Consider the following 25,880-nt stretch of genomic DNA (forward strand, 5'->3'; position numbering starts at 1 on the left):
GATGCACCGACAATTCCACCCCGACGTCGCCTTCGGAGTTCACCCTGACCTCGGCATCGCAGCGGCCGTCGCCGATGACCGACCCTTCTTGGACGAGGTCCTCCGCAACCACCACTTCCTCTACAGCCAGGATCTCGGCATCTACCTCCTGCCGGGTGACACCCCGTACAACACAGCGGTCCGTACGGTCACCAGCGCCACCCGCGAGTTCCAGGACTCCGGCCTGTCGGTAGCCGCCGATCCCCGCATCATGCTGCCCCCACCCGTTCCCACGCCCGATGGCGTACCAGTACGGGAGACCGTCCCCGGTCAGTCGCTGACCGCCCTGACCAGCGAACTGCACGAGTTGCGCCGCTCGGCCGATGTCGCCGACTTGCTGGATCAGATCCTCGACGAGCACCACGGAACCGTCAGTGACCTGGAGGAGTTCATCGACACCGCTGCCGCCTGGTGCGACCGATTGGAGTCTCCCAACGGCCACGAGTTGGGGCAGCGGCTGCGCACGATCGCGCACCATGTCGCTTTCCTCGGCGACCAGCTCGCCGACGCCCAACTCGACCTGTCGGTCATGGCAGATCTGACGCCGGACGGTGCCTCGCTTCTGGCCGAGGTGCCTCTTCCGGCCCGGTACGACGTCCTCCCGGTCACCCGCGCTGCTCGTGCTCGCGCGGCCGTGGCGTCCTCCCCGCACCGCCAGGCCGACGCGGTGCCAAGCCCGAAGGCACCACGTGCGCCCCAAATGACCCCGCCCGGCACCAGCCATGCGCGCTGACCTCTCCCCCCAAATCCTCGAAGGAGACCGACTCATGGCCGTCAAAAAGCTCTGGTCCATCGACCACGCCTGCGAGCACACCGCCGAAGCTGACCTCTCCGACCGTCCGGCTGACCAGCGTGCCGGCTACGCACGTTGGCTCACCGGACGTAACTGCACCGCTTGCTGGCAGGCCGCCCGTGACGAGGACGCCGAAGCGAAGGCTGAGTGGCTGGAGAAGAAGAGGTCCGCCGAGCAGGCCGTGGCCGAGGAATGGTCCGAGCGGTACGGCATGCCCGCGCTGGACGGCACCGAACGCGCGGTCGCCTGGGGCAACCGCTGCCGCCGCCAGCTCGTTTCCGCCGCCTACACCGCTCTCCTCCTCGAAGGCACCACCAGCGAGTCCGAGTGGGAAGCCATCGAGGACGCCGCGCGGCCCCTCACCCGCGCCGGGTGGTGGATCGATCAGCGCGACGCCGACCCGGCCGACCTGCCCGAGCTGCTGGAAGCGGCCACCGATGGCGACCGGCCGACCGAGAACCCGCACTTCTAGAGGAGGGCTGCCATGGGTACTCCCCACACCGCCGACGCCGATAGGAGCCCCGTCGTGATCGCCAGAAGAACGCGCCACCCCGTCGTCTTGACCCGTGTCGCGCACCCTTGGAACTCGCCTTGCCATCTGCACGTACCAGCGCGCCCTCGTCCACCACCGGCACCGACCTCCTTCTCTCCCTGCTCCTGGCCATCGCCGGCTTCGGCATCGGTGGCGGGTCTCTGGCCTGGCTATTCGGCAATCTCGCCAACACCCTCGCCGGATCGGACCCTTGGGCGGGCTATCAGCCCACCACCGCTCTCCTGCACCCCGATGAGATCTGGCCGCACCTCCCGCAGCCCGCCGTCGTCGCCGGCTGCTACGTGTTACCCGCCCTCGTTCTCCTGGCCGTCGCCTTGCTCGGCGCGAACGTGTGGCTGCGGCTGCGCGGCAATCCGAAGGGGCTCGCCGACCAGCGCGATCTGGCCGCCCTGCTTCCGAAGGAGATCGCTGCCAAGGCGATCGACCTCCGCCCCAGCTTGCAGGGAAGCAAGCCCAAAGAGGTCGAGCCGGACGACCGGGGTGTCCTCCTCGGCACCCTGAATCCGGGCAGCACCGAGGTCCGCTCCTCCTGGGAGGACGTTCTCCTCGCCATCATGGCCCCCCGGTCCGGAAAGACCTCCGGACTGGCGATCCCCGCGATCCTGCGCGCTCCCGGACCTGTCCTGCTGACCTCCAACAAGGCGGCGCGTGATGCCTTCACCGCGACCCTCGACGCCCGCGCCGGTGTAGGCACCGTCTGGACGCTGGACCCGCAACAGATCGCACACGCCCCGCGCACGATGTGGTGGGACATCCTCGCCGACGCCCACGACCTCACCGGAGCCCGGCGGCTCGCCGGGCACTTCGTCACCGCCTCCGTGAACGAGTCGAGCGCGGGCGACTTCTGGTCCACGGCCGCCGCCAACACACTCACCGCGTTGTTCCTCGCCGCCGCCCGGGGTGGCCGCGCGATCACCGATGTGCTCGCCTGGCTCGCCTCCCCCGCCGACCGCAGCCCCATCGACCTGCTCCAGGACGCCGGGCTCGACGCCGTCGCCGCCCAGCTGCAGGGCACCGTTGTCGGCGCGGTGGAGACGCGGGACGGCATCTTCGAGACGGCGCGGCAGTTCGCCAGCTGCCTCCTCGACCCCCGCATCGCCCTGTGGGTGACCCCGCCCAAGGGCTCGGAGAAGGTACGGGAGTTCAAGCCCGAAGAGTTCGCGACCAGCAAGGACACGCTGTTCCTGCTGTCGAAGGACGGCGGCGGCTCGGCCTCGGCGATCATCGCCGCAGCAGCCGACGCCGTGATGCGGACGGCCGTCATCCAGGCCGAGCGCGACGGTGGCCGGCTCGACGCCCCGCTGCTCGCGATCCTCGACGAGGCCGCCAACGTGTGCAAGATCGCCGACCTTCCGGACCTCTACTCGCACCTGGGCTCCCGGGGCGTCATCCCGATCACCATCCTCCAGTCCTACCGGCAGGGTGTACGGGTCTGGGGCGAAGCCGGCATGGACGCCCTGTGGTCCGCCGCGACGATCAAGCTGATCGGCTCCGGCATCGACGACGCGGATTTCGCGGACAAGCTCTCGCGCCTCGTCGGCGATCACGACGTACGGACGGTCTCGGTCTCCACCAGCGAGTCCGGCAAGTCGACGTCGGTCTCGACGCGCCAGGAGCGTGTGCTGCCCACCGATGCCATCCGAGCGCTGCCGAAGGGGACCGCGCTTCTGCTGGCGACCGGTATCCGGCCCGCGCTGCTCGACCTCAAGCCCTGGTACAAGGAGCCGGACGCCGACCGGCTCAGTGCCGCCTCCGCCCAGGCGACCGAGGCGATCACCGTGCGCGCTCTCGCCAAGACTCTGCGCCAGGACGGCCCCGGACCTGCGGCATGACCAGGCCGTTGTTGTACAAATCCCGGCGAGACGGCCGCGAGTCGGCTTCCGACTCCGGCCGCGCACCGAGCGCCCTCGCTGTCGCCGTTCTCCTCCCTTGCCCTCACCTCTCCTTGAGGAGCCCCATGCCCCACCCCTCTCCTTCGTTCGCTGCTGTCCGCGCCTCCGAGCGGCTTGCCGGCACACCCGTCGTACGACGGGGCACCGACTGGTGGCTCGACACCCCGACCGGCTCCGTCCTCGCCTCGGACCCGGCCTTCACCCGCGAACTGGATCGCTTCGCCGCTGACATGGCGGCTGCCAACCAGACCGTCTCCGAGCTCTGCGCCCAGCCCAAGACGCACCGGAAGGCTCGCCGGTGAATCCGCTCGTACGGGCTGAGCAGGCCGTTTTGGGTGCGGTCTTCCTGGACCCCAGCCAGCTCGACCACCTCTCTTCCTGGCTACGGCCGAACCACTTCCACCGACCGGCGCACGCGGCCACCTACGCCGCGATGCTCAAGTTCCGAGCCGCCGGCCACCCCACCACTGCCGCACAGAACGGTGACCCCGTCCCGTTGTCCTGGATAACCGACACAGTCGCCGAGGCCAGCGCTCACACCCGAGGGCTCACCCCCTCGTACGCCCACTCCCTCGTGTCCGCCTGCCCCCGGCCCGAACATGCCCCGATCTACGGACGGATGGTCCTGGAAGGCGCCATCCACCGCAGCGTCGCCCAGCACGCCACCCGGCTGCACCAAGCGGCTCGCGCCGATGCGATCCGCGGCGGCGTAGAGGAAACGATCCACCACGCCGAAGTCCTGTCCGATGTACTGGCCGATCTCGCCCACCGCTGGGGAACCGCGCCCAGGGCGGTGGCTCCCCAAACGCCTGCCACCTCGTCCGCCGCTCCTCCACAGCCGGTAGACGAACGGCTCCTCGCGGACGAAGAGTTCCTTCTGGCCTGCCTGAGCGCGCGTCCTCACCAGCTGAGCGACTTGGTGGGCTGGCTCCACCCCGGCGATTTCGCCGATGCCGGCCACCAACAGCTCTACCGGTCCCTGGGCGCCCTGCATCACCGAGGCGAGCCCATCGATCAGATGACCGTGCTGTGGGAGGCGCAGCGTCGGGGCGCTCTCGCTGACCGGACGCTCGATGCCGAACACGTGCTGCGGATCTGCGATCCATCAGCATTCGCGGGGGCGGCGGAGCACTTCGGAGAACAGGTGGTCCAAGCCTCGCTCGTACGCACCGCAGCCGACTCGGCCCGGCAGGTGCGGGCGCTGGCCGACGACGAGTCCTTGGCCCCAGGACGGCTGATCAGCCATGCCCTCCACGCGCTGGGCCCACTCGACGATGTCCGCCGCCGCTGGCGCATCGGCAACGGGAGCGAACCTGCGCCGCTCCGTACGGCGAACGACGCAGCCGCCCCACCACCCACTGCACGTATCGACGCCGCACGCTCCCGCAGCCGGCAGCCCCGTCCTGTTTCCGCGCAGACCACGGCTACGGCCGCTGGCTCCCGCTCCGCCGCCCCAGACCGCTTGCACCGACGGAGTTCGTCATGAGTGTTGGACGCATATCCCACGAGGCGCATGAGCTGTACGCAGCCGCCCAGGAGTTCGATGATCTGCGCGACGGCATCATCGTCCCTGACACGCCTGGTGACCTCCCCGATCTCGTCACCGGGTCCAAGCAGCTCGCCGAGCTGAGCGGTCTGTTCAAGGATCTGTCGGACGAGGTTCTGTTCCGCGCCGTCGCCGAAGATCCCGGAATGGATCTCGGCCCGGTCGTCTACGCGTACACCTCGGCGTCGGTACCTGCCGGGCGGGCCACGGAGCACTTCACCGAGGCGTACGCACAGCTCGGCTTCCTGCACCAGTTCGCCGAAGCCCGCGATACGCCCGACCTCCGTGACGCCCGTGAGGCCGCGTTCGGCGTCGTCCAGGAGCGTCTGGAGATCGTCCGCCAGGAACTGGGCGAAGCCAGCAGTACCCTCCGGGGCTCGGCGGATCGCCTGGACAGCAGTCCGCCGTACGTCGCCGCTGCGCTGAGCCGTTCGGCGCGGTCAGCCAATGCGGTGTACCGCCTACCTCCAAAAGCGCTGGCCACCGGTCCGATGCAGCTCGCTTACAACCCTTCGTCTCGCCATGCCCGCTGACCCGATGGCGTCGGTGCCCCACCCCTTGATCGGCAGTCTCTGCTCGGGGTACGGCGGCCTGGACCTGGGTGTCCAGGCCGCTCTCGGCGGCACCCTGGCCTGGCACGCCGACATCAACCCGGGCCCTGCCCGCATCCTGTCCCGGCATTGGCCGGGAGTGCCGAATCTCGGCGATATATCCGCTGTGAACTGGGCCGATGTCCCCCGGGTGTGCGTGCTGACCGCCGGGTTCCCTTGTCAGGATGTGTCCGTTGCCGGTCGTCGCGCTGGACTGGCCGATGGCACCCGTTCCGGCTTGTGGCATCACGTCGCCCGTGCTGTTGAGGCCCTCAACCCGTGTCTGGTAGTGATCGAGAATGTCCGGGGTCTCCTCTCCTCTCCCGCGGGTTCCCCTGGCGACGTGGAATTCTGCCCGTGGTGTCTGGGAGACACCGCAGGTCAGCCTGCTGTGCGAGCACTCGGTGCCGTACTCGGTTCCCTGGCCGACCTCCGGTTCGATGCACGGTGGTGCGTGCTTCGCGCCTCTGCGGTCGGAGCCCCGCACCGCCGGGAGCGAGCCTTTCTCGCAGCCTGGCCGTCCGGGAGGTTCGGCTCTGCTCAAAACGCCGACGAGCAACCTCGCCGTGAACGGCGGCAGCCAGCACCCGGCGAAGCGGAAGAGCGGGGGCCACGGACCGAATCTGGCGGACGAGGTCGAATGGCTGCTGCCGACGCCCAAGGCATCCGACGGGATCAAGGGGTCACCGAACCAGCGTCACGGCAACGGCGACTTGACCCTGCCATCGGCGGCAGCCCGGTTGCTGCCCACTCCCCGGGCCAGCGACACGGGCACACCTGGGCGCCAAGCGGGGAGGGGCTTCCGGCCGCCACTGTCGGCGGTGGTGCTGCCGCTGTTCTCCGAGCCGATGCCGGCGGAGGAAGCCTCGGCCTCTGGGGACCGTACGCCGCCGCCGTCACCCGATGGGAGATGGCCACTCGTCCGGCACCGCGGCCGACCGACGATGCGGGCCGCCTGAGCCCTGCTTTCGTGGAGTGGATGCAGGGCCTCGAACACGGCTGGGTGACCGGCACTGCCGGGCTGGGACGACCCGCACAACTGACGGCTCTCGGCAACGGCGTCGTGCCCCAACAGGCGGCACGTGCCCTGGAGATCCTCGCTCCTCCGATCGCCCGCTGCCCGCACCGCAGGGCCCTTTGAGGGGCGCTTTCTACACCCGATTTCCGGCAGGGCCAAACCCGCTTTCCTCCGGAACCTCGGTACCTCAACCACCCGAACCTGCGGAAGAGGTAGCCATGTCCGAACCCGCTCACGATGGCGACGAGTCGGTGCGTATACCCGATCACGACCTGGATGACCTCGTGTCCACGGTCACGCGTCTGGTCACGGAAAGCCGTAAGCAAGCCGAGACGCTCTCCCGACTCACCGACACTCAGCCGACCGAAGAGGACGAGGAGCCCGCGGAAGCCACATCCGATTCGGCGGCGGCGCCGACCGGTGACGAGGCCGCCGGTGGGCAGGCGGCCGAGGACCACGGTCCGTCGTCCATCTTCATCCTGGCGCTCGACGGCAAAACATACGCCGAGGAGCTGGCCGCGCTCACCGACTGGGTGCACGATCTCCTGCTGCCCGTCTACGGTCGGGAGATCGCCAGCGGCCGACCGTGGTGTCAGCAGTGGCAGAAGCATCCCGAGGCCGTAGCCCGCTTGCACGCCCTCTGGCTGGCCTGGCAGCAGCTCACGGATGTGGAGGCAGGCCTCACAGGTCCCTCAACGTGGCAGCGCGATCACCTCGACCCGGCCTGGATGCAACTCCGCACACCCGATGGCCCGTTCGGCGCGTGCACCACCAGCCCTGCCCGCCCGAACCATCGCCTTCTGGCCTCGCCCGATCCTGCCGGAGCCTGAGATGGCGAACAACTACGAGCCCTCGTCGCCGGACTACCGGCTGTACGGATTCCGTGCCGCTGACGAGCGAGTCGAGGACGACTTCGGCTCGGTCGCGATCTCGGACGACACGTTCGTGACCCTGGCCGAGCACCACACCGGTGACGGCCGCGACAGCTACATGCTGCTGTACGACGGATCGGCGATCTGGGGAATCCCGGGTGCCCCGTCGTACGTCTCGCTGCACATCACCCGCGACCTCGAACAGCGGACCTTCTGCTTCGACCAGGGCACGCACCCCGTCGTACCGCTGGCCCAGAACTGCCTGATCCGGCGGGGCTGTCCACCGGACGCCATCGAACTGTCCAACGACGAGGGGCCAAGGGCCGCTGACGCCCTCACAGCCCAGATCGAGGCTCGACTCAAAACCAACCCGGACAACCGGTACGAGGTCCTCCACCACTACACCGACGACCCCGGCATCTTCGACTTCGGCATCGAGACCCGGACGCTCACGTACGACAGCCACCCCGGCTCCGCAAGCGCCCCGTACCGCCTGTTCCTCGAAGAAGTCGCCAAGGACATGGCCTCCTACACCGTGCGAGAGGGAGTGTTCACCAGCGCCGAGGCGGCGGACCACTGGATCTTCCAGCGCGAGACCCCGTTGCCTCTGGCTCCGCCGCCCGTCTCCACAGTCAACCAGCGGGCCGAAGCAGCCCGCGCCCGCTCGACGGTCACCGCTGCCGGCCTCGCCGTGCCCCCTGCACCGGTGACCGCGCCCCGACCGTCGGCCGCAGACCCGTCCCGACCTCGCCGAAGCGCACCGTGAGCGCGGCCCGCTACGCCTTCGCGGCACACCCCGAAGCCCTGGCCGACTTGCGTGCGGTCCCCGACCAGATCCGTGACCTGGCACTGCTGGAACTCCAGCACCTCGTGCACGGCAATGAGCGTGGTGCCGCGATGCAGCGCGAACTCGCTGGCTGTCACAAGGTGTACGTCGATCCCGAGACCAAGTGGCGGCTCGTCATTCAGTACCGGGATGCTCCCGACTCCTCGCAGTACAACCGGGAGATCTTCCTCTTGGCCGTGGGAGAACGCCGCGACAACGCCGCTTATCGGAGCGCATCACGGCGGCTGAAGCAGCAACCATCTGCACAGCTCCCGAGCGACAACCGGGTGAGCCAGCGTGCGCAGGCGGCCCGAGCCCGTTCACCGCACGTACGCGGCTGTGCCCAGCCCGTGCAGTTCCAGCAGCCCCCATCCGCTGGGGCTCCTGTGGCCGGCACCCGCCGATCGCGCTCTTGAGCCAGTGCAGCCCCACCCACTCTGGACTCCCGGCTCGCCGACTGCACCGCTCGGTTCGCCGGAGCGATCTTCCCTCTTCAGCAAACGCCGAGCGCGACTCGGGCAGCGGCGGCCGTACGACGAACACCTTCCGCGTCCCCCGACCTGTTCTCGCACACCCCGGCTCCCAGCACCGGGTGCCGGACTCCCCGACCGCGGTGTCCCACCCTTCGCGAGCGCCGTGATCGCGTTGCCCGTCGCCAGACCCTCCGCCTGTCATGGCGCCCGTACGGCTACGCACAACCGCAGACGAGCCGCAACGGGTGCCCACGATCCGTCACCCTCCGGAGGCAATTCCGCATGCCGAGCATCGCCCCGTACGCCCTTGAACCGGGCGCAGAAGTCCTCGCCGGCCCCGTCTACCTGGCTGGCGCCGGCGACAGCCGAGTCATCGCGGTTCCCCTTGATCGCGCCGAGGGATGGACCAAGACCGTCGCCTTCGGCACCGACACCTACTACACCAGCCCCTGCCAACGCGTCCGGATCGCAAACGCGTTGGAGAGCCACTACGGCGGCTGGACCATCGCCTTCGCCGAGGACCCCCTCGGCGTCCCCGACTGGATCACGACCTTCGACCGGAACACCCCCGCCGAGGCCATCGCAGCATTCACCGGGACGCTCGTGGAAGGTCTGGAGACAGGCTCCGCCGACTGCCGGCGCGGCGGCAAGCAGTACACCGGCGACAGCCCGGCCGCGCTGCTCGCCGAGCGTGGTTGGGAAGCGCTCCCCGGCGCACGGCCGCACCACCGACAGGTTTCCCCCGACGGCCGGGCGGCGTACCGAATCCGCTCCGGTCGCGTCCACGAATTCGACGAGCTGCTGGACCCGGAGAAGTCGATGTGGCGGATGTCCGCCGGCCTTGATCCGCTCAACACATCCGCCTGGCAGGCGTACTTCAGCAGCGCTACCCCCACGCACCTCATCGCTGCCTCGGCCGCCGTGCTGGCCGACCCGACGCCCGTGACTCGGCAAGCCCACTGGATTCCGGAGCGCCATCGTCTCCTCGTCAATGTCCAGCTCCCGAGCACCGAGCAGCCGGCTTCACGCCCGTCTGCGGCTCTGGCCCGCAGCTCCTTCGCGGAGAAGGCCTCCGCGACCCGGCAACCGTCGGCAGCGCACACGACCGCGCCCGTCCTCTCCACCGCGTCGCGCCGACAGCGCTGACGACCCCATCCGCACGGAGGTACGCCATGCCCGCCCCCGACGGTGACATCTACGTGTCTCCGGTGTACCTGGCCGGTTCCACACACACCGGCGATCCGGCTCTCCAGCCGCTCCTCGACCAGGACTTCCGCCTCCACCGCGACGACCTGGGGAACGTCTACGTCTCCTCGCCCGAGCAGCACATCCGCCTGGGCTACCTCCCCGAAGGCGAAGACTCCACTCTGTGGAAGATCGCTGTGCACTCCGACCCGTTCGGCCCGCCACGCTGGGTCGCCACCTTCGACAACGCCACGCCCACCGAACTGGTGGCCGTCTTCACCACCGCCCTCGCCCAGGACTACCAACGGGGCCACGACACCTACCTGTACGGGAACACCAGCAGGGCGACCGGCTTCCAGCCGCTGATCGACGCCGGCTGGCAGACGGGCAAGACACCTCACGTGAGCGTCTCCACACCGCCCGACGGCCTCGCCGAACTAGCCTACGCAAACGGCTCGTTGGACCATCAGTCGGAACTGTCCGGCGACGGAGAACGCTGGATCGCCTGGGGCGGACGCGACGGGTACGGCTCCCGCTGGTGGGCCTCGTTCACCACGCACACCCCCGCGCATCTGATCGCCGCCACAATGACCGCGCTTGCGGACCCCACTCCGGTCGCCCGGTGCGAGTCCGAAGTACCCAATCGGAACCGCGGGGCAGCCCGCGTCACCCCCGTCGAACCCCCAGTACCCACGCCGCTCGACGTCCGACGGGCTTCCGCAGCCCGGTCGCGGTCAACCACTCCCCGCCCGTTTTCCGCCTCACCAGCAACTCCAGCACAGCGCCCGGGAGCCTGCCTGTCCCTGCCCTCGTCGCGACGTCGTTGATCCGCCCCACGCCTGCCGCGAAGGACACTGCCACGGGCCAGTCAACTCCCGTAACACCTGCGATATCCAGCTCAATACAACTCCAGAGTTCCGGGCAGCCGGCCACCGATGATGACTTCACCAACCACTTATACGAGGCCACACAGACCCTCCTCAAATGCTGGGGGCCGGCTCGATCTCCAACTGCCCTTGAGGGAAGGCTCCACTGGATGGGGGCAGCCATGAGAAGTACAGCAAGCGGTCGAATGTCACTGCCAAGGACGTCGGCGGGTGGGGAACCGTGGCTACGAGGCGCTTCCCACCTTTCGGCATCGGTGATCTATTGGTCGATGACCGATGTCATGCCCCGCCGTCTCACAGCCACGGCCACACCGACCTGACGAGATCCGTCGGCTACCGGCGCACGGACGCAGACGAGCGGGGTTACGGATGCGGGAACTGCTGGCCAGGATCGAGGCACGCCAGGCAGCGGCGCGTGAGGAGGCCGACCGTCTGCGTGAGCAGATCACGCGGCTCACCGGGCAGCTGGCCGCCACCAAACGGACGCTGGGACGCCTCGACATCACCCGCGAGCCGCTCCTGGAGATCGCGGAGGAGACCGACACCAGCAGCCCGGGACCTCTCCCATCCGCATACCGGCAGATCCTTGCCCTGTTCGGCCTCTTCACTATGCCGCGACCGGCACCCCGTCCCCGGCAACGCCCCCTGAGAACCGCGCGCGCTGCACACATTGAACTCGCAGCCTGCGCGTGCGGACGCGAGATTGGCGACCGGAGCGTGGCGCGTGGGCAGGGGGGTGGACGGGGCTCGCGCTCGCCGGGCTGCCGGATGGGACGGCCTCGCCCAGTCGTCCCATCCAACCTCGGTCGTCGGCTCAGCCCTTGTCGACCTTGATGACAACCGTGCTGCACACCTTGTCGGCGAAAGTGCCGGCGCTACCTGGTTCGCGTACACATGCATCTCGACTGCCTCCGCATCCAGCCGCGCCGCATCGCGGAAGAACGCCGGGTACTGGGCCGGCGCCACTCCCTCCTTCATCTCCACGAGGACGCCGTGTGCCCCCAGGGGCCTCGTTCGCCGTGTCGATGAGCTGGGGGGCGGAATCCGCCCCCCAGCTCGAAGGAGGCGATCGTCGACGGCGAGTATCCGGTTCCGGCCGGGGCTGCGCGGCCCAGCCTTCCCGGGCGCGCCCTCGCCGATATTGGGCAGACGCGCCGGGAAGGGCCACAAAGCGGCGACCTATGCTCCACTTATGCACCTTTCGCTCAAATTATCCTCAGATTCATTGCGCCCTGCGATCACCCTGGAAATGATCAGGTTGTACGTCGAACAGGCGTACCGCTCCTGCTGGTTAGCGGGACCATCCCCATACCTGAGAGAGGCCTTTCCATAGTGCTGCTCGCATCACGCCCCGCGCTGCGCCGCTTATCCGTAGCCGTCGCGGCGATGGCCGCCGCATCGGTCTTCACGACCACGGCCGCCGCCGCCCACGCCAACCCCGCACCTGCACCCGTCGCAGCGACATCCAACGTGACCCTGTCCGCAGACGACGAACTGCCGCCTCTCACTCCCGAGGAAGAGAAGCGGGCAGTGGACGCTGCCAGGGAGATTGCCGAACTCGGGCTCACCGAGGACGAGATATCCGCCGCTCTGGAAGCGTCCATTAGCTACCCCGCCGTCACCGACGGGCTCCGCGATCGACTGGCCGAACTGCCTGGCAGACCCACGGCCGAACAGACCGCACAGGCGATGTACCCGGGTGACGCAGACGCCCAGGCGGCGATCCTGCCGACCCTGGCCGACGAAGGGGCGCGCAGCTCCGCCCTGTTGATGCTCGGCGAGAGCACCGGCGTTACGAACCCGCAGGCTCAGTTCGGCTGGTGGGACGAAACCGTGTACCTCGCCAAGTGCGGTGCCGCGGTCGGCCTGTTCTTGCTCAACTTCGTTCCGGCCGGAGCCAGTGTCAAGGCTGTGCGCGCCTTCAGGCTCATCAAGGGCTACGGCGCAAAGAAGGCCGCCTCGATCATCTGGCGGTTCGTACGGGGCAAGAACACAACGTCAAAGGAACGTCGTCTCGTCACGGCCCTGTTCGGGGTTTCCGCGCTCTCCGCAGCCTGCAAGCGATAAGGGGAACGGATATGCCTCCCGTGGCTGAAGTCCTGGCCGTGGCCGTCCTCGCGGCCGAAATCGTGCTGATGTTCGCGGCCTGGCGGTCCGCGTCGCGGCGGGTGGTCGCCCATTCCCGCAAGCAGGGGCCCAGGCCCGGTGTTAACGACCATCCCGGCCAGGCCAGTGCCGTAATGCTGGGCGTCGCCGCCCTGGCCACCACTGCGGGGGCGGCGATCCGCCTCGGCTCCTGGGACGTGACCTTTGCGAACCTGTCACAATTGCTGCTCTTCGGCGTCATCGCCGGGGGAATGGCTGGTCACTCGCTAGTGCTGCTGATCACCCGGGGACAGTCCGAGGCCGACCAGCCTCGATGGACGTTCCCCGCCGCCGCCGCTGTCGCCGTCATTGGCGGTGCCGTCTCAAGCGGGTGGGTCCTCACCTGAGCCGCGTCTCCGGCGACTCCCGCGAACGGCAGTCGAGCGAACTCCCCCAGATTCGACCGTCCGGGGGAGTTCCGGGTGCCGCGCGCCGTCGCTCCGGAGGACACGACCATCGTGGCCGCCGATACGTCCAGCGCACTCGTCCACGACGACGAGAGGCCGCCCGGGGACCGGACGCCGGGGTGCGGCGGGACGGCACGGGCGAGAGGCGGATGATGGAATCTCACGCCTGGTCAACGTCGGGTGCGAGCCCACCAACTGGGCCAGCTCCTCCACGCTCAGCTCGATCCGTCTGCTGTCGGCCATCCTCACCCGGCCCAGGTAAGCAGCCTCGACATCGTCGACGGCTTCGTTGTATGTACGGATCTCTTCGCTGCGCAAGCGGGTTCTCTCCCCCTTCGTCCTCGTGACCGGTCGTTCTGGCCACGCATGAGATAGCCGTCTGTGCCAGCCGATTCATTCCTGTTCCTTGCCCTACCCGCTCCCAACGAGGAGCAGGTAGGGCTCCAGTTCGCCCACGGCAGACGCGCATCGTCGGCAATGGACTGGAGAGATCGTCTTGGACCATGTCAACGTACGGGTGCCGGGAAAACCGCAGCTCAACGGAAGGTTTCCCTCGTGACGATCACCGTCCACGCCCCACTCAACACCCCCAGCAATCTCCAGCATGCCGACGGCGCGCTCGGCCCCTCGCCGGAGCACGCGCATACAACGGGCGGCACTCCGCTCGCCGAAGGCTGCCTCGGCCGGTATCGGTTCATCGCGACCTGGAGCTGCGATCAGTGGGCAAGCGACCCCGCCCCCACCAAGTCGTACGCCGCCGAACAGGACAAGCGACACCGTGCCAGTAGCGCCAGGCGGAAGGTCACTACGCCCTGCCAGATACCACGCCGCGCTGCGCGAGCTGCTCCACCTGGACGCCAGGCGCTGAATCGAGCCTCGTCTCTCCGCCCGTTCCATCGCACCGAACACTCCTCGACCAGGAGGCTCCATTGTCGAATCACCTCACCGTAGGCCAGCTCGTCCGCCAGCTCCAGACCGTCGACCCTGACCTTCCTACGTACCTCGCCGTCAACCCGGACTGGCCCCAGTCCCACTACGTCGGCCGGGTCGTCGTAGGCCGTGGAACGAACGGACTGGCCGTCTACATCGCCGAAGACGGCCAGGAGGACGTGCTGCCGCCCGTGGTCCGCACGGAGCTGAACTGGGGCGCTGTATGACGAGCGTTCCCAACCCGGATCCATCCGTCTTCCTGCGCGAGCTGGTCATCCCACCGATGCGCAAGGGCGTGCGGGGAGCGCTCGTCCGCAAATTATCCGCTATCCCGGGGGACGCCCTCAAGTAGCCCACGGGGAGCTTCCTGCGGCTGATCCCTGCCTTGGGGACCATTCTTGCCGGCCCGACCCGCGCGTACAGGCACGGGTCCGTCGCTCTAGCCGGTGACTTCGCACATGGGGTTTTAGGTCTCCAGCCAGCGGGGTCGGGTTTCGTCGATGCCGAGGAGTTCGAGCAGGTGTGCTTGGACTCCTCGGCTGACGAGGATGACGGGTGGGTCGGTGGCGGTGCCGGGGCGGAGCATGAGGCCGTCGAGGTGGTAGAGGATCATGCGGCCGGTGGGTCGGACCTTGCGGTTGTCGGGGTAGAGGCCGGCCATGGTCTGCTCGGGGCCCAGGGCCTGGCGGACCTGGCGTTCGATCAGGCAGTAGACCAGCAGGGCCAGGCAGATCACGGTGATCAAGGCCGTGATGCGGCGGTTGTGCTCCAGGAACAGCGGCGCGACGGCCAGGGGGCCTTTGAACTCGCCGTAGCGGCGTTCGACCACTCCCTGGCCTTTGTAGCGCCGGAAGACCTCGGCCGTGTCGGCCTGCTCCGGAGTCAGAGCGGTGACCAGGGAGTACCAGCCGTCGGCGGCGGCTTCGGCGGCCAGGACGTCCTCGTCGAAGTGCCAGGCCAGAGTGGGTTTCCCGTCGGGGCCGGCGGTGACGGTGGTACGCAGGCAGCTGGCGACCCGGCGGGACTTGGTGATCACCCCGATCCGGGCCTGGACCTTCTCGGCGGTGGTGTAGTACCGGCCGCCGGCCGAGTTCTGCAGTTTCTCCAGATCCTCGGTGGCTCTGGCCAGACGCTTGGCGCGTGCTTTGCGCTGGCCCTCCGCGTTGCCGGTGGAGTGGACCAGGATCCGGCGCGGGTGGTGGACCGGGTCGCGCTTGCGTGGTCCTGCCATGGCGTGGACGTCTTCCAGGACCCGGTAGGACTCGCGCTGGTCGGCGGGGGTCTCCCGCTCGCGGTCGCGGTCGTTGACGTAGTCGACCAGCTCGGCGGCCCCGAGGTCGGCAGTGGCGTAGAAGCCGGCTTTGACCTGGGCCGCGGGTATGGGGGCGACGAATCCGACCCGGGCGTCGAGCAGGGCGGTGATATTCGGGTCGGACACCAGTTTGGAGTCCGCGACGAGCAGGAAGTCCTTGCGGTCGGCGATCTTCCGCAGGGCCTTCATCGCGCCGACGACCTGGGCGACCTCGCCCGCTCCGCCGTCGTAGGCACGGTGGAAGACGGGGATGCCACCGTCGCGGGTGACGGCCAGTCCGGCCTGGATCTGCTTCAGATCGACCCGCCGGTCCTTTGGGTGACCGTATCTGACCTGCGCGTACTCCTCTTCCTGGTCCGGGTAGGCGCCGAACATGGAGATCGACGTCATGTCCCAGTGGATCTGAGCGGTATCGATGCCGAACTCCGCGATGGCCTGCGCGCCGACCGAGCCGGTGATCTCCTCCAGGCGCGGGGCGATCGCGTCCAGAGCGCGGGCGATACGGTCGTCGTTGAGCAGGTCCGGCTCGATGCCGAAGACCTCCCCGACAGCCCACTTCCGCGCCCAGTCCTCCACCCGCACCATCGAGGTCGGCGAGGACAGCCGGTTGGCGACCAGCGCCTCAACGACCTGCCCGTGCGTCAGATGAGCCACCTCACGGACAGGACACAGCTCGTCGATGATCCCGGCCACGTCCAGCCGGCGCAGAAACTCGGCAGAGGCAGGCAGAGCGCCCAGACGCCTCTCCACCACAGGCGCCAACTCCACCGACATGCGGGGGCGCTGGACCCGGGAACGACGCGAACGAGATATCGGCACGCCCAGAACAACGACCCACACCCACCGAAGTACCGGCCAACTCATCAGTTCATCCGATTCAGCTATGTGCGGAGGATCGGTCTAGCCGAACGTGGCGACCAGCAGCGCCGCGGCCACCGTCGCGGCGGCGAGCACGACCATCACGGCCCGCCCGCCCTTGCTGGTCCGGCGGTCTTCCGGCGACCGTGGCGCCGGCCGCACGCACGAGTCCGGCGGCCTGGGCCCGGGAGTGTCGAGCCAGTAGGCGCCCTGGCGAGGCCGCGTACCGCACGGCATCGTGAGGGGGAATGTCCATAGCAAAGCAACGAGCCCCCGCTCTGGGCGAAACAACCGAAACCCGTGCCCCCGACGGGCAGTTGCCCTCGATGGTGCCGGGCAGGCACGGAGGAACCACTCGGGAGCCTCGGGCGCCGTGCCTGCCAGGGGTACTCCCGCACCCCGTGGGCGGCACCGAGGGAGTGTGTCCCGCACGGCGCAGGGGAGCCATCCGGCAGGGCGCACACCCGGCCGGAAGGTCGTGAAACGTCCCGCTGCCTCTGCGTCACCGGTGTGACGCACGGCGATTCTCATAAATTGGGGGCCGTTGATGAGAGCCACCCAACGTCATGTCCCGTCTCTACCTGGCCCGAAGCCGGGGCTGTGACCTGGGGCGACCAGATCAATCGAGACGGGACGTCGGGCGTGGCAACGCGGTGGACCGGCAACGTGCAGTGCGACGGCGTGACATCGGCGTCTCACTTCACTACAGGTCACAGCACCACAAGAATTCTGGGCCACGGTCGGGGCCGACCTACCCGGCGGCTACTCAGGTTGAACTCGTAGACCTGGCGAGGTCGTGACGTTCCTTGATCCTTGCGGTAGGCCGGGATCATGAGGTACGCACAGAGGGGTGGGTATACGCCCGCCGAGCAGGGTAGGCGCGAACAACTGAGGCTTCAGGAACTTCGTTGCCACCGACCTCGGCGGTCTCGTCCGGATCATGAAGCGCAAGCTGAAGAAGATCCAGTTCCACCCCCACCTGATCGACGGCTGCCTCGCGGAAACAGGGTTGATCATCGAGTGCACCATGATCGAACCGTCGGGGTCTACGAGTTCAACCTGAGTACCAGCAGCGTCCACTCTGCCCACACGTCAACGCCGGCGGATAACGAGCCACTTCGGGTCCGGTCAAGATGAATGGAAAGTCGCTGCGGCTGCACGCAGAGCTATTGCGCTCCCTACATCATGGTCACGGGCGCAATCACCACATCTCTTCGAGCACTTCGTCGAGAATACGGTTCCACTCGGATTCTTGATCGCTTAGCGGGGTGAGGTCAACTGAATTTACTGCCTGCTGGAAGTTGTCGACGAGAGCTTCGACGTCAGGCGAATCTGGATAGGCTTCTTTGTATGCATCATCGAGTTTACGAAACTCCGTCAGGCAGTACACCAAAGATTCTATGTCACGATGCATGAGTTGGTAGTCGAGCGCACTTTCCTGGAATACGTAGACTTTTCCCGAGGCGGGATCAAGTACCACGAGTGCAGCGGGAAGGTAGCCCAGAACCTGCCAAGACCGGGACTCCGGTGGGCAGTGGCGGTCATCGAGGTCGAACAAATGGCCCAGTTCGTACGGGTCGCGCTCGGGGCCCTGCATTCCGGCACGGGAGACGAATACCCGATCGTTCGGCAGTCCGACAGAACTGAGAAACTCCGCCGTTACGGGATCCAAGTTGCTTCGGGAGCATTCGGGGAGGAATACAACTCCGTCTGCGCCGTAGAGGCGAATGAGGTCTTCACTGGTCACCGGAAAGCCTTCCTCGCCTGCTGGAAACTGCTGACCACCCTGCCCGCACCACACCTGGCCCACGTCAACCACTCCGACGCGCAAGGAAGGAGCGGGCCGCACCAACCTCAAGTATCACGAGCACCGGATACTAGCCAACTCGGGCCTATAGAAGCGGCGTCGCTCATTAGGCCGACCAGGATGCCTCTACGATCTCTTCGATGATCCGCGCCCACTGTGAGCCTTCGTTTGAAAATGGAATCCGATCAAAGGAGCTAATTTTACCTTTGAATTGAATTTCCAGCTCTTCGAGATCCACATCGCTATCACTGGCCTTCGTGAAATCCCATAAGGCAAGAACGGTATAAACCAGTGACTCCACATCACGGTGTAGCAGTTCATAGGATTCCAGAGGGGACCCCTCAGGGAATGAATAAACTTTCCCATTCTCTGGATCAAGAGCGATAATCATGTACTGGAAAGAGGCCAGCTCAAGTCAGGATCGACATTCATCAGGCAGCCTGCCGCCATCATCGGTGAATCTTTCTGAGAGCTTCACGGTATTTCCTTCCGTTCGCGACATAAACTGATTGTCGTGCGGCAGGCCGATGCTACTCAGGAAGTTTTTTGTCTTTTCATGGAGCTGCAATCCGGATTCATGGCGCGGGAAGTAAACGACATCCGATAGGCCGTATCGACTAATCAGGTCTTCCGGCGTCACCGAGTATGGCATGTTCTGCTCTCCATATTAATAGCTCGAGAATGTACGGTCCACGTCAGCGTCCATGGGATTCCTTCAATTCTGACATGTAGTCCCTATGTTCCTTGTCGCGACGACCACGCAGAACACGTATTCATTTGCGTGACGCACGGCAGTACCGCTGAAATGGCGGTCTCCATCCATCGGTCGCAGCTCACCATGCCCCTTCGATGATCTCCTCGTAGATGATGTTCCACTCGGAGAGAGGGTCCACAAAAGGGAGGTCGTCGAAATTCCCGATTTTTGACCGCAGCTCACCGGCAAGGGCCTGCTTATCTTCGACAGAGTCCCTGGCCAGCTGGAAATCCTGCAGTGCGCAGAGAGCATGAACTAGGGACTCCACGTTGCGATGCACCGGAAAGTACCTGTTCGTGCCTTCGGGGAACGCATAGACTCGCTCACTCGCCGGGTCAAGGGCCAGGAAAGAGTCCAGGAAATAGCCAAGGATCAGCCATCTCTCGGCCGCCGCTGGGTACGGGCGCTCCTGACGAGAGAGGGCCTCCCCGAGGAGTACCGAGTCCTGACCCGTGTCGGCGGTGTCGACCCGCGAGAGGAAGACGTCATCGTGGGGGAGGCCCACTTCGTGCAGGAACCGCATGGATGGCGACTCTCCGGAAGCCGTGCTGTGTTCTTCTCGTGGGAAAAATACGATTCCCTGCACGCCGAACAAGCGAATAATATCGTCTGTGCTGACAGCGTAATTCATGCCAGGAACTCCCTGATCTTCTTCTCAAGTCTAGCGGCCGTGAGACTTCTTCAATTGTGCCATGTATTTCGCATGCTGAGCATTTCCCTCATCCTTTTTTCCACCCAGCTGATCATAGTCGACTGTGTTTCGTACTTTCAGGCCAGGGTTTTCCGGGACGAAGTACTTGGCTAGCCACGCGTCGCACCTGCTGTTTCGCAGCTGACAAGGCGCTCTTTCAGTGAATACTTCATCAAGTCCAGCTGCCTTACCTTTATGTAGCAGCGGGTATCCAATTACGCGCTCCGAATGCATGCCCCGGTCACTGGCCCCAACGAGTATGATTTCCCTTTTCGTTGTTGGGTCGATGTAACGACCGGCGGCGTAGTTGTTGTCGGAGCTGTAGTCGTTCCCCGCGTAGCGAGCTAACTGGGTTGCCCTTCCCAACTCATTGTCATACGCGTTTACTTTTTTCGACTCTACCTTGTTCTTGGTGTCCTCCGCAGAAATCCTGTACCTAGCTCCCTCGCCCCTTGTTGTGGGTCGCCATACTTTTCCGTTCGACTCAAGGAGCCCGTGGATGCCGGAGTCATCGTTCTTATCGACTCGTTTGAGCTCCCCGTCAGGCGTGAGATCTCGAACTGTGCCGTCCTTGCTGAGGAGGTACATCGGGACATCATCGTCGCCGTCCGATTTGCACTCGTCGAAGTCCCGTTTGCGCCGCTCGTCCTCGTCCTTGTGCTCTTTCTTGCTCTTGTCTATCTTGCCGCCGTGCTCTTCAAGGACATCGACCGTCTGATCGGCCTTCTTGTCGACCGCGTCCTCGGCCTTGTCCATGATGGTGCCGAGCTTGTGGAAGCGGCTGTCCTTCTTGACGGAACTGCGGCGCTTGGCGCCCCCGGTCTTGTGGGCGCCCTTCTTCTTGTCAAAGTTGTCGCGGGTCTTCCTGTAGTCGCCTGCGGCCCGGTCGAACTCGTCGAATTCGATGACGAGGCCCTGCGCCATGTCCGCACTGCCGGTGGCGTAGTCGGCGAGATCCTCCTCGCCGGCGCCCAGGCGGTCGGTGAAGACGTCTTCGATCTTGCCGAGGATCTCAGCCTCGATCTTGTCCGTCACGACCGAAGTGATCTCAGCGATCGCGTAGTCGAGGGCCTCATGCAGCGCAAACCGGCACAGCACGATCGCCCCTGCACTGATGGCCGCGCTGGCCCCGAAGCTGAAGACCATACCGACGACGCCGACGGTGGCAGCAGCGGCCGTCGTACCAAGCTCGGTGATGCATGCGGCCTTGCAGCCTTCGATGAAGCCTGCGCATGTGTCCAGAGAGTCGGCCAAGTCGTCGAGCGCCTTGGCGAAAGTGGCCAGATCCTTAGTGGTGAGCTTGCCCCAACGGCGGTCGATGGCGGCAACCGTCTGGCCCTTGCTACGGCCTCCGACGATATGCGAGCAGGCGTCGTTGCCCTCCTTGACGACATCACCCAGACCCTCCGCCAGGCGGCGATAGTCCTTGGCGGAGTCCCGGACTTCGTCCTCGTCGATGTTGGGCCACTGAGGGACTCTGTCGGGGATCTTGGCTTTCCTTGGTCATTGCCCTTGGCGCCACCAACGGGGGCGGGGTAGTCCGTGGGCGTCGAGGTACTGCTGGAACGCCGTCGGTGGACGGGGTCGGTAGGTGGAGTCCGGGGGTTCTTGTTCGCTGAGGCGTTCGATGTTGATCGCGATGGCGGTGAAGACATGCTGGACGTGGGCTTTGGCGACGCCTCGGTAGCGGCAGCGGCGCATCTGGTGGCCGTTCACGAGCTCGTTGACGGTGCCCTCGACCCCGGACCTGCGGGCGTATCGGCGTCGCCATTGTGGGTCGTGCTGGTCGGCACGGTTTTGGGTCTGGAGTTCGTGGAGGTGGCGGGGGAGGAAGTTGACGGTGCGCGGGGCTCTTCCGCTGGTGCAGGAGGAGCGGACGGGACAGGGATCACAGTGGGCCGGGTTGAACCGGACGACGGTGTAGGGGGCCATGGCGGGCAGCTCGTACCAGTTACCGCTGACCTTGCCGGTGGGGCAGGTGACCGTGCGGCTCTCGAAGTCGATGGTGAAGTCCTCGCGGGAGAACCCGGTGGAGCGTTTGCGTTGCCAGGAGTTGCCGGGCTTGACCGGCCCGACCAGCTCGACGCGGTGATCGCGGGTGGAGGAGTCGAGGAGGGCGACGGAGACGTAGCCGCCGTCGACCAGGTGCTCGCAGGGCAGCAGACGGCGCCGTTTGAGCCGGGCGTGGATGCCCGGCAGAGCGGTGCTGTCGGCGGTCGGGACCGTGGTGGCCACGTCCGTGATGACGTTAACGCTGCCCTCGTCGCAACTCTCAGTCACATGGGCGAGATAGCCGGTCCAGGTCCGGTGACCGCGGCGGACGTAGCGCGCCTCGAGGTCGTAGGGCGACTCGATGCGCTGCCTGACGGGTGGCAGGCCGTCCTTCTCGGCGCGCGGACGCAGCTGTCCGCGGGCGTCCACCAGGAAGTTCTGCACGATGATCTGTCGCAGTGCCTCTGCCGCCGGGCCCGGACGGTGGGTGCGGACACAGTCGAGGAGTTCGGCTGCGTCGTGGCCGGCCTGTTTCAGGCGGGCGGCCGGATGGCTGGGCTGGCTGACCAGGCGGACCTGCCGCCCGTAACGCGAGGCCCAGTCCTCGTCCACCAGGCCGTCCAGAAGATCGGGGTAGTCACGGGCGGCCTCCTCCAGGGCGGCGCGGACCGCTTCCAGGACCAGCTCCAGACGGGTCAGTTCCCGCACCGCGGCCAGCACATAGGTCGAGTCGGTACGCTGCCGGCCACGCGCCTTGACCAGGCCGGTCTCCTTCAGCCGGGCCAGCACGAGATCGAGGAGGGTATCGGCCCGGCCGTCCTGGGCGAGACGGTCGCGGAAGTCGGACAGCACACTGTGGTGGAAGCCGGGATCGTCCAGCTCCAGGCCGAGGGCGTACTTGACGTCGATGCGGCAGCGCACCGCCTCGGCCGCCTGCCGGTCGGACAGGTTCAGCAGGAACTGCAGCACGCTGACGGTGGCCAGCTGGGCGGGCGACAGGCCCGGCCGCCCATCGCGCGGATACCAGGCGTCGAAGTCCTCGTCTCTCCACAGCCCGTCCAGCCGGTCACGCACCCACATCGCCGTCGTACCACGGGGATTACTCGCCCGCGCCACCTGCGCGGTCAACGGCGGAACCTGCACGCCAGAACAGGGACGGAGAGACATCGACCCACCTCACGTACGACAGCCGACCTTCAGAACCAAGCCGAGCATGGCCGATGATCATGCCGTCGCGCCTGAGAATCCGAAGATCCCCGACAGAGTCCCTCACTGGACACCCACGAGGCCCAGCACCTCGACAAGCTCATTGGGCAACTTCTTACCCACGCGTTACATCCCCCTCAGTAATCAATCCCCCTAACCTGCGCGCCACGTGAGTGATCGTCAATCACAGGCAGGTCGAGAGCGATGCGATGCGCCGAGTTACCGCGGGCGGAGGCAGATCACGCTCTCGTCCATGCCGATGAGCAGCCGTTCATCGCCAGTGAGCGCCAGGGCGTTCACTGGTGGACCGGGCCGGAAGGTCCGTGTCTCGCCGGTATCCATGCGGCGTAGTTCGACGAGGCCGTCTGCCCAGCCGATGGCCAGGAGCACTCCGGTCGGTGTGTGCGTCGCGCTGAGCGCCCGGACGGGGTAGGGGCGTTCGGTCACGGGGGTTGGGTGTGGCTGGGTGTCCGGTGCCCAGACGCGGACGGTACCGTCGGCGCCGCCGCTGTACAGGAGCGGGATCGTGTCCTGGCCCTGGCCGGTTGGGAGTTCGAGCGTCGTCAGGGTGGTGACGCGCCCGGTGTGGAGGCGCGCGGTGCGCTCGGTGGCTGTGCTGCCGGTCGTGATGGCGACACTGTGGACCGCGCCGGTGGCATCCCCGGCGGCAGCGATGGTGCTGGTGGCGGCGAGCGCCGTACCGGGGGTGTGTGTGAGGCGGGTGGTGAGTGCTGCGGCGGCCCGTTCGGTCGGCGTGGGCCTGTCGTCGAGCAGGGCTGCGATGCCTGAGGCGCCCGGTGCGTTCGGCGACTTCTGGGCATGGAGGCGCCCTTGGCCGTCGAGCGCCCATACCGTTCCGTCAGCCAGGGCGGCTACCGCTCGTGCGTGCGCGACTGGCCGGGGCAGGCGTCCGGTGGGAGTGCCATCGGCCGTGTCGAGGGTCCGGAGGCTGCCCGCGTGATCGGCGAGCAGGACCTGGCCGCTCAGCGGACCCTGGCCGTGGGCCATCGCCATGACGGGGCCCGGCCAGGGCGGGGTAACGTCCCCGCGTAGGCGAGTCCACTCCACCTCCCAGGGCGCGGTGGCGGCCAACTCGGCCAGCCACGGGCCCAGCCGCGGATCGGCGCCATCGCCCAGGGCCGCCCACAAGGTGAGGGCGCGCGCGGCGCTGTCCTGGTCGCGCCACAGGGACTGGCCTGCGTGCAACCACGCCGCGCGCAGGCCGCCGTGGTCGTTCTCCGCATTCTCATAGGCGAAGGTGACCTGCCACGGGTCGGCGGCGCAGAGCGCCGCGGGGTCGTTCAGGTCGATGACAGTCCAGGGCGCGGGGCCGGGTTCGTCCAAGGCCGGCGGCAGGTCGGCGACCGGGTACGCGGATCGCCAGGCGGCATGGCGGGCCGGGTCGGTCCACTGTGCCTCGTCCAGGTCCATGACGGCCATCCCGGCAGAGGTCAGCAGCGGGAGTACGGCACCGTTGCTGCCTGCCTCGACGAGCAGGCGGGTGTGCTCAAGACCCAGCAGGGCGAGCACCAGCTCAGCCAGCGCGGCGGGGTCGCCCGCCGCATCGAGGCCCGGCACCACGAGGGTGATACGGCGCTCGTCGCCGGAGAGCTCCTGCACCAGTTCCCCCGGCGACCTGGCCACCACGCCCAGTTGCTCGGCCAGCGTCCACACCGCGCCACGTACGCTCTGGCCTTCCAGCGGCACGAAGGCGTGCACCCGGCGCTCAGGCGGCGTCCCGGGCCGGGAGCCATGGGCGACCAGCCAGGCCAGCAGCGTCGACTTCCCACACCCCGCACTGCCCGAGACCAGACACAGTCGAGGCGCGGTCGGGTCGGCCAGCCACCCGAGCAGGGCGGCTGCCGCGGGTTCCCGACCGGCGGCGGGCCGCGCCCACTGACTGTCGCTCACCGGCGGCCCGCCTGCTCGGCCGCGTGTGTGATCAGCTCCTTGAGGCCCCTCTCGCGGGAGTCGGCATCGGTGCCGTAGTCGAAGCTGTGTGTGAACTCCGCGGTGGGGAACATCTGTTGCATCCAGACCGCGCAGTAGTGGCCTGGCATCATGCACGGTTCCAGCTCGCAGTACACCCGTCGCACCTGTTCCGCCGCGACCCCTTCGCCCGCGAGCCGCTGCCAGATCAGCTCCTCGGGATGGAGCAGCCCCGGCCCGGTCGTCTCGGTGACAGTGTGTTTTTGGCCCGCCCTGTCGACGTACTCGAAGGCGGCGGAGAAGGGGAAGTTGAGGGTGTGCCGCACATCGTCCAGAACACGCGGCCACCAGCTCTCCCGCTCCTGGAACGCTCCCGCGTCGATCCCGCGCAGCTCCGCGCTCAGTTCCCGGAAGTCCGCAGCCGCCGCCGACAGTCCCGACGAAGCGGCGATCGCCGGTAGCGTCCGGTCCAGCGCGGTCATCGCGGCATTGAACGCCATGATGTCCGAGCTGACGAACATGTCTTCCGCGTCGGCTTCCAAAGACACGGCTTGCACCACTCCATCGGGCCGCACGCACAAATGCGCCAGCCCATCCGTGCCGATCCGCAGCCAGTTCTCAAGTTCGGCCGGGGGACGACGCAGGCCGTGATGTCCCGCGAACACGCCCAGCGCCGGGGCGTCCGTCGTGCCGGAGGCCATGAAGTAGGGCACGACGTGCAGCGGCACACCCGCCCCCTCAAGAGCTTCGCGCGCCGACTCCGGCAGCCGCACCCCGAATACGCGAGCGACACCGAACCGGCGCATGCCCTCCCGCCCGAAATGGGCGACGCCGGGATCCGGGACGGGCACTGACATGGTGACACCTCACACAGCAAAGAACGGATGGCTACGACCATAGACCGGGGCCCACGCCACCACCCCGCCGGATGGCCGGAGGCGCCAGCAAGACAGCGGCCGAGGAAGGAGAAGACCGGATGAATGTTCCCGGATTCGCACCGGCCGTTGACTGCGTCGCCGCCTTGTCGCGCAGGGCCAGGGCGGCCGACTGCCGCGTCCATCTGAAGCCCAACCTCGTCAACTGGCGTCCTGTCCGCCCATTAGGGGGTGTCCGGCGGATCACCCGGGCGTCGGGGTGGGGTCTGTGGTCGGGAGGATTGGGTAGTAGCTCCGCTA

General features: G+C 67.2%; 24 protein-coding genes and 2 pseudogenes. 17 read left to right on the forward strand and 9 right to left on the reverse strand.

What is annotated here, in order from left to right:
* The first annotated feature begins 1 nt into the window (after nucleotide 1).
* The 16 genes and pseudogenes from QMK28_RS18720 to QMK28_RS18800 all read left to right on the forward strand — a co-directional run bounded on the left by QMK28_RS18720 (nucleotide 2) and on the right by QMK28_RS18800 (nucleotide 14,383).
* A complete protein-coding gene (locus QMK28_RS18720) occupies nucleotides 2–772 on the forward strand; it encodes a hypothetical protein (RefSeq protein WP_326439360.1) in 771 nt (256 codons plus the stop codon).
* A gap of 34 nt (nucleotides 773–806) precedes the next feature.
* On the forward strand, nucleotides 807–1,304 hold the full coding sequence (locus QMK28_RS18725) for a hypothetical protein (protein WP_326439362.1): 498 nt from the start codon (nucleotides 807–809) through the stop codon (nucleotides 1,302–1,304).
* 119 nt (nucleotides 1,305–1,423) lie between these two features.
* Complete coding sequence (locus tag QMK28_RS18730) at nucleotides 1,424–3,217, forward strand: type IV secretory system conjugative DNA transfer family protein (RefSeq protein ID WP_326439364.1); 1,794 nt, start codon at nucleotides 1,424–1,426, stop codon at nucleotides 3,215–3,217.
* Between the two features lie 125 nt (nucleotides 3,218–3,342).
* Entirely contained in the window at nucleotides 3,343–3,579 is a 237-nt protein-coding gene (locus QMK28_RS18735; RefSeq protein ID WP_326439366.1) for a hypothetical protein, read from the forward strand.
* Nucleotides 3,576–4,763, forward strand: coding sequence for a DnaB-like helicase N-terminal domain-containing protein (locus QMK28_RS18740; RefSeq protein ID WP_326439368.1), 1,188 nt, complete (start codon nucleotides 3,576–3,578; stop codon nucleotides 4,761–4,763). The genes QMK28_RS18735 and QMK28_RS18740 overlap by 4 nt, the downstream gene beginning before the upstream one ends.
* The gene (locus QMK28_RS18745) at nucleotides 4,760–5,356 is read left to right on the forward strand and encodes a hypothetical protein (RefSeq protein WP_326439370.1); all 597 of its coding nucleotides are present in this window, start codon (nucleotides 4,760–4,762) and stop codon (nucleotides 5,354–5,356) included. Before QMK28_RS18740 ends, QMK28_RS18745 begins: the two co-directional genes overlap by 4 nt.
* A gap of 4 nt (nucleotides 5,357–5,360) precedes the next feature.
* Nucleotides 5,361–5,870: pseudogene (locus tag QMK28_RS18750) on the forward strand (DNA cytosine methyltransferase); the annotation flags it as partial.
* Between the two features lie 513 nt (nucleotides 5,871–6,383).
* A complete protein-coding gene (locus tag QMK28_RS18755; RefSeq protein ID WP_326439433.1) occupies nucleotides 6,384–6,554 on the forward strand; it encodes a hypothetical protein in 171 nt (56 codons plus the stop codon).
* Between the two features lie 95 nt (nucleotides 6,555–6,649).
* Nucleotides 6,650–7,261, forward strand: a complete 612-nt coding sequence (locus tag QMK28_RS18760) for a DUF4913 domain-containing protein (protein ID WP_326439372.1) — start codon at nucleotides 6,650–6,652, stop codon at nucleotides 7,259–7,261.
* 1 nt (nucleotide 7,262) lies between these two features.
* On the forward strand, nucleotides 7,263–8,069 hold the full coding sequence (locus tag QMK28_RS18765) for a hypothetical protein (RefSeq protein ID WP_326439374.1): 807 nt from the start codon (nucleotides 7,263–7,265) through the stop codon (nucleotides 8,067–8,069).
* Nucleotides 8,066–8,545, forward strand: a complete 480-nt coding sequence (locus QMK28_RS18770) for a type II toxin-antitoxin system RelE family toxin (RefSeq protein WP_326439376.1) — start codon at nucleotides 8,066–8,068, stop codon at nucleotides 8,543–8,545. Before QMK28_RS18765 ends, QMK28_RS18770 begins: the two co-directional genes overlap by 4 nt.
* Before the next feature lie 339 nt (nucleotides 8,546–8,884).
* Nucleotides 8,885–9,748, forward strand: coding sequence for a DUF317 domain-containing protein (locus tag QMK28_RS18775; RefSeq protein WP_326439378.1), 864 nt, complete (start codon nucleotides 8,885–8,887; stop codon nucleotides 9,746–9,748).
* A 26-nt stretch (nucleotides 9,749–9,774) separates the two neighbouring features.
* Nucleotides 9,775–10,614, forward strand: coding sequence for a DUF317 domain-containing protein (locus QMK28_RS18780; RefSeq protein ID WP_326439380.1), 840 nt, complete (start codon nucleotides 9,775–9,777; stop codon nucleotides 10,612–10,614).
* A 1,392-nt stretch (nucleotides 10,615–12,006) separates the two neighbouring features.
* On the forward strand, nucleotides 12,007–12,741 hold the full coding sequence (locus QMK28_RS18790) for a hypothetical protein (RefSeq protein WP_326439382.1): 735 nt from the start codon (nucleotides 12,007–12,009) through the stop codon (nucleotides 12,739–12,741).
* A gap of 20 nt (nucleotides 12,742–12,761) precedes the next feature.
* Nucleotides 12,762–13,166, forward strand: coding sequence for a hypothetical protein (locus tag QMK28_RS18795; protein WP_326439384.1), 405 nt, complete (start codon nucleotides 12,762–12,764; stop codon nucleotides 13,164–13,166).
* Nucleotides 13,167–14,155: 989 nt separating this feature from the next.
* A complete protein-coding gene (locus tag QMK28_RS18800) occupies nucleotides 14,156–14,383 on the forward strand; it encodes a hypothetical protein (protein ID WP_326439387.1) in 228 nt (75 codons plus the stop codon).
* A gap of 239 nt (nucleotides 14,384–14,622) precedes the next feature.
* Here the strand turns inward: QMK28_RS18800 and QMK28_RS18805 are convergent, their stop codons facing one another.
* Nucleotides 14,623–16,221 (reverse strand): IS1634 family transposase, encoded by a 1,599-nt coding sequence (locus QMK28_RS18805; RefSeq protein WP_326439389.1) that lies wholly within the window; start codon nucleotides 16,219–16,221, stop codon nucleotides 14,623–14,625.
* Nucleotides 16,222–17,254: 1,033 nt separating this feature from the next.
* Between QMK28_RS18805 and QMK28_RS18810 the strand changes: the two are divergent.
* Nucleotides 17,255–17,389: pseudogene (locus QMK28_RS18810) on the forward strand (IS630 family transposase); the annotation flags it as partial.
* A 138-nt stretch (nucleotides 17,390–17,527) separates the two neighbouring features.
* On the opposite strand, the gene QMK28_RS18815 reads toward QMK28_RS18810, so the two are convergent.
* The 8 genes from QMK28_RS18815 to QMK28_RS18850 form a co-directional block, all read right to left on the reverse strand.
* Nucleotides 17,528–18,136: an SUKH-4 family immunity protein gene (locus QMK28_RS18815; RefSeq protein ID WP_326439392.1), complete on the reverse strand. Its 609-nt coding sequence runs from the start codon at nucleotides 18,134–18,136 to the stop codon at nucleotides 17,528–17,530.
* Between the two features lie 103 nt (nucleotides 18,137–18,239).
* Nucleotides 18,240–18,542 carry an SUKH-4 family immunity protein gene (locus tag QMK28_RS18820; protein ID WP_326439431.1) on the reverse strand — a complete coding sequence of 101 codons (303 nt, stop codon included), beginning with the start codon at nucleotides 18,540–18,542 and terminating at the stop codon, nucleotides 18,240–18,242.
* Between the two features lie 6 nt (nucleotides 18,543–18,548).
* Nucleotides 18,549–18,785 carry a hypothetical protein gene (locus QMK28_RS18825; protein ID WP_326439394.1) on the reverse strand — a complete coding sequence of 79 codons (237 nt, stop codon included), beginning with the start codon at nucleotides 18,783–18,785 and terminating at the stop codon, nucleotides 18,549–18,551.
* Nucleotides 18,786–18,966: 181 nt separating this feature from the next.
* A complete protein-coding gene (locus QMK28_RS18830) occupies nucleotides 18,967–19,518 on the reverse strand; it encodes an SUKH-4 family immunity protein (RefSeq protein WP_326439396.1) in 552 nt (183 codons plus the stop codon).
* A gap of 30 nt (nucleotides 19,519–19,548) precedes the next feature.
* Nucleotides 19,549–21,066, reverse strand: coding sequence for a WXG100-like domain-containing protein (locus QMK28_RS18835; RefSeq protein ID WP_443050768.1), 1,518 nt, complete (start codon nucleotides 21,064–21,066; stop codon nucleotides 19,549–19,551).
* 15 nt (nucleotides 21,067–21,081) lie between these two features.
* Nucleotides 21,082–22,698: an IS1182 family transposase gene (locus tag QMK28_RS18840; RefSeq protein ID WP_326439400.1), complete on the reverse strand. Its 1,617-nt coding sequence runs from the start codon at nucleotides 22,696–22,698 to the stop codon at nucleotides 21,082–21,084.
* 297 nt (nucleotides 22,699–22,995) lie between these two features.
* On the reverse strand, nucleotides 22,996–24,687 hold the full coding sequence (locus tag QMK28_RS18845) for a hypothetical protein (protein WP_326439402.1): 1,692 nt from the start codon (nucleotides 24,685–24,687) through the stop codon (nucleotides 22,996–22,998).
* The gene (locus QMK28_RS18850; RefSeq protein WP_326439404.1) at nucleotides 24,684–25,562 is read right to left on the reverse strand and encodes a nucleic acid/nucleotide deaminase domain-containing protein; all 879 of its coding nucleotides are present in this window, start codon (nucleotides 25,560–25,562) and stop codon (nucleotides 24,684–24,686) included. The genes QMK28_RS18845 and QMK28_RS18850 overlap by 4 nt, the downstream gene beginning before the upstream one ends.
* Nucleotides 25,563–25,880: the final 318 nt, after the last annotated feature.

Origin of the sequence: Streptomyces sp. H27-D2 (genome assembly GCF_035828615.1) — a bacterium.
Lineage (GTDB): Bacteria > Actinomycetota > Actinomycetes > Streptomycetales > Streptomycetaceae > Streptomyces.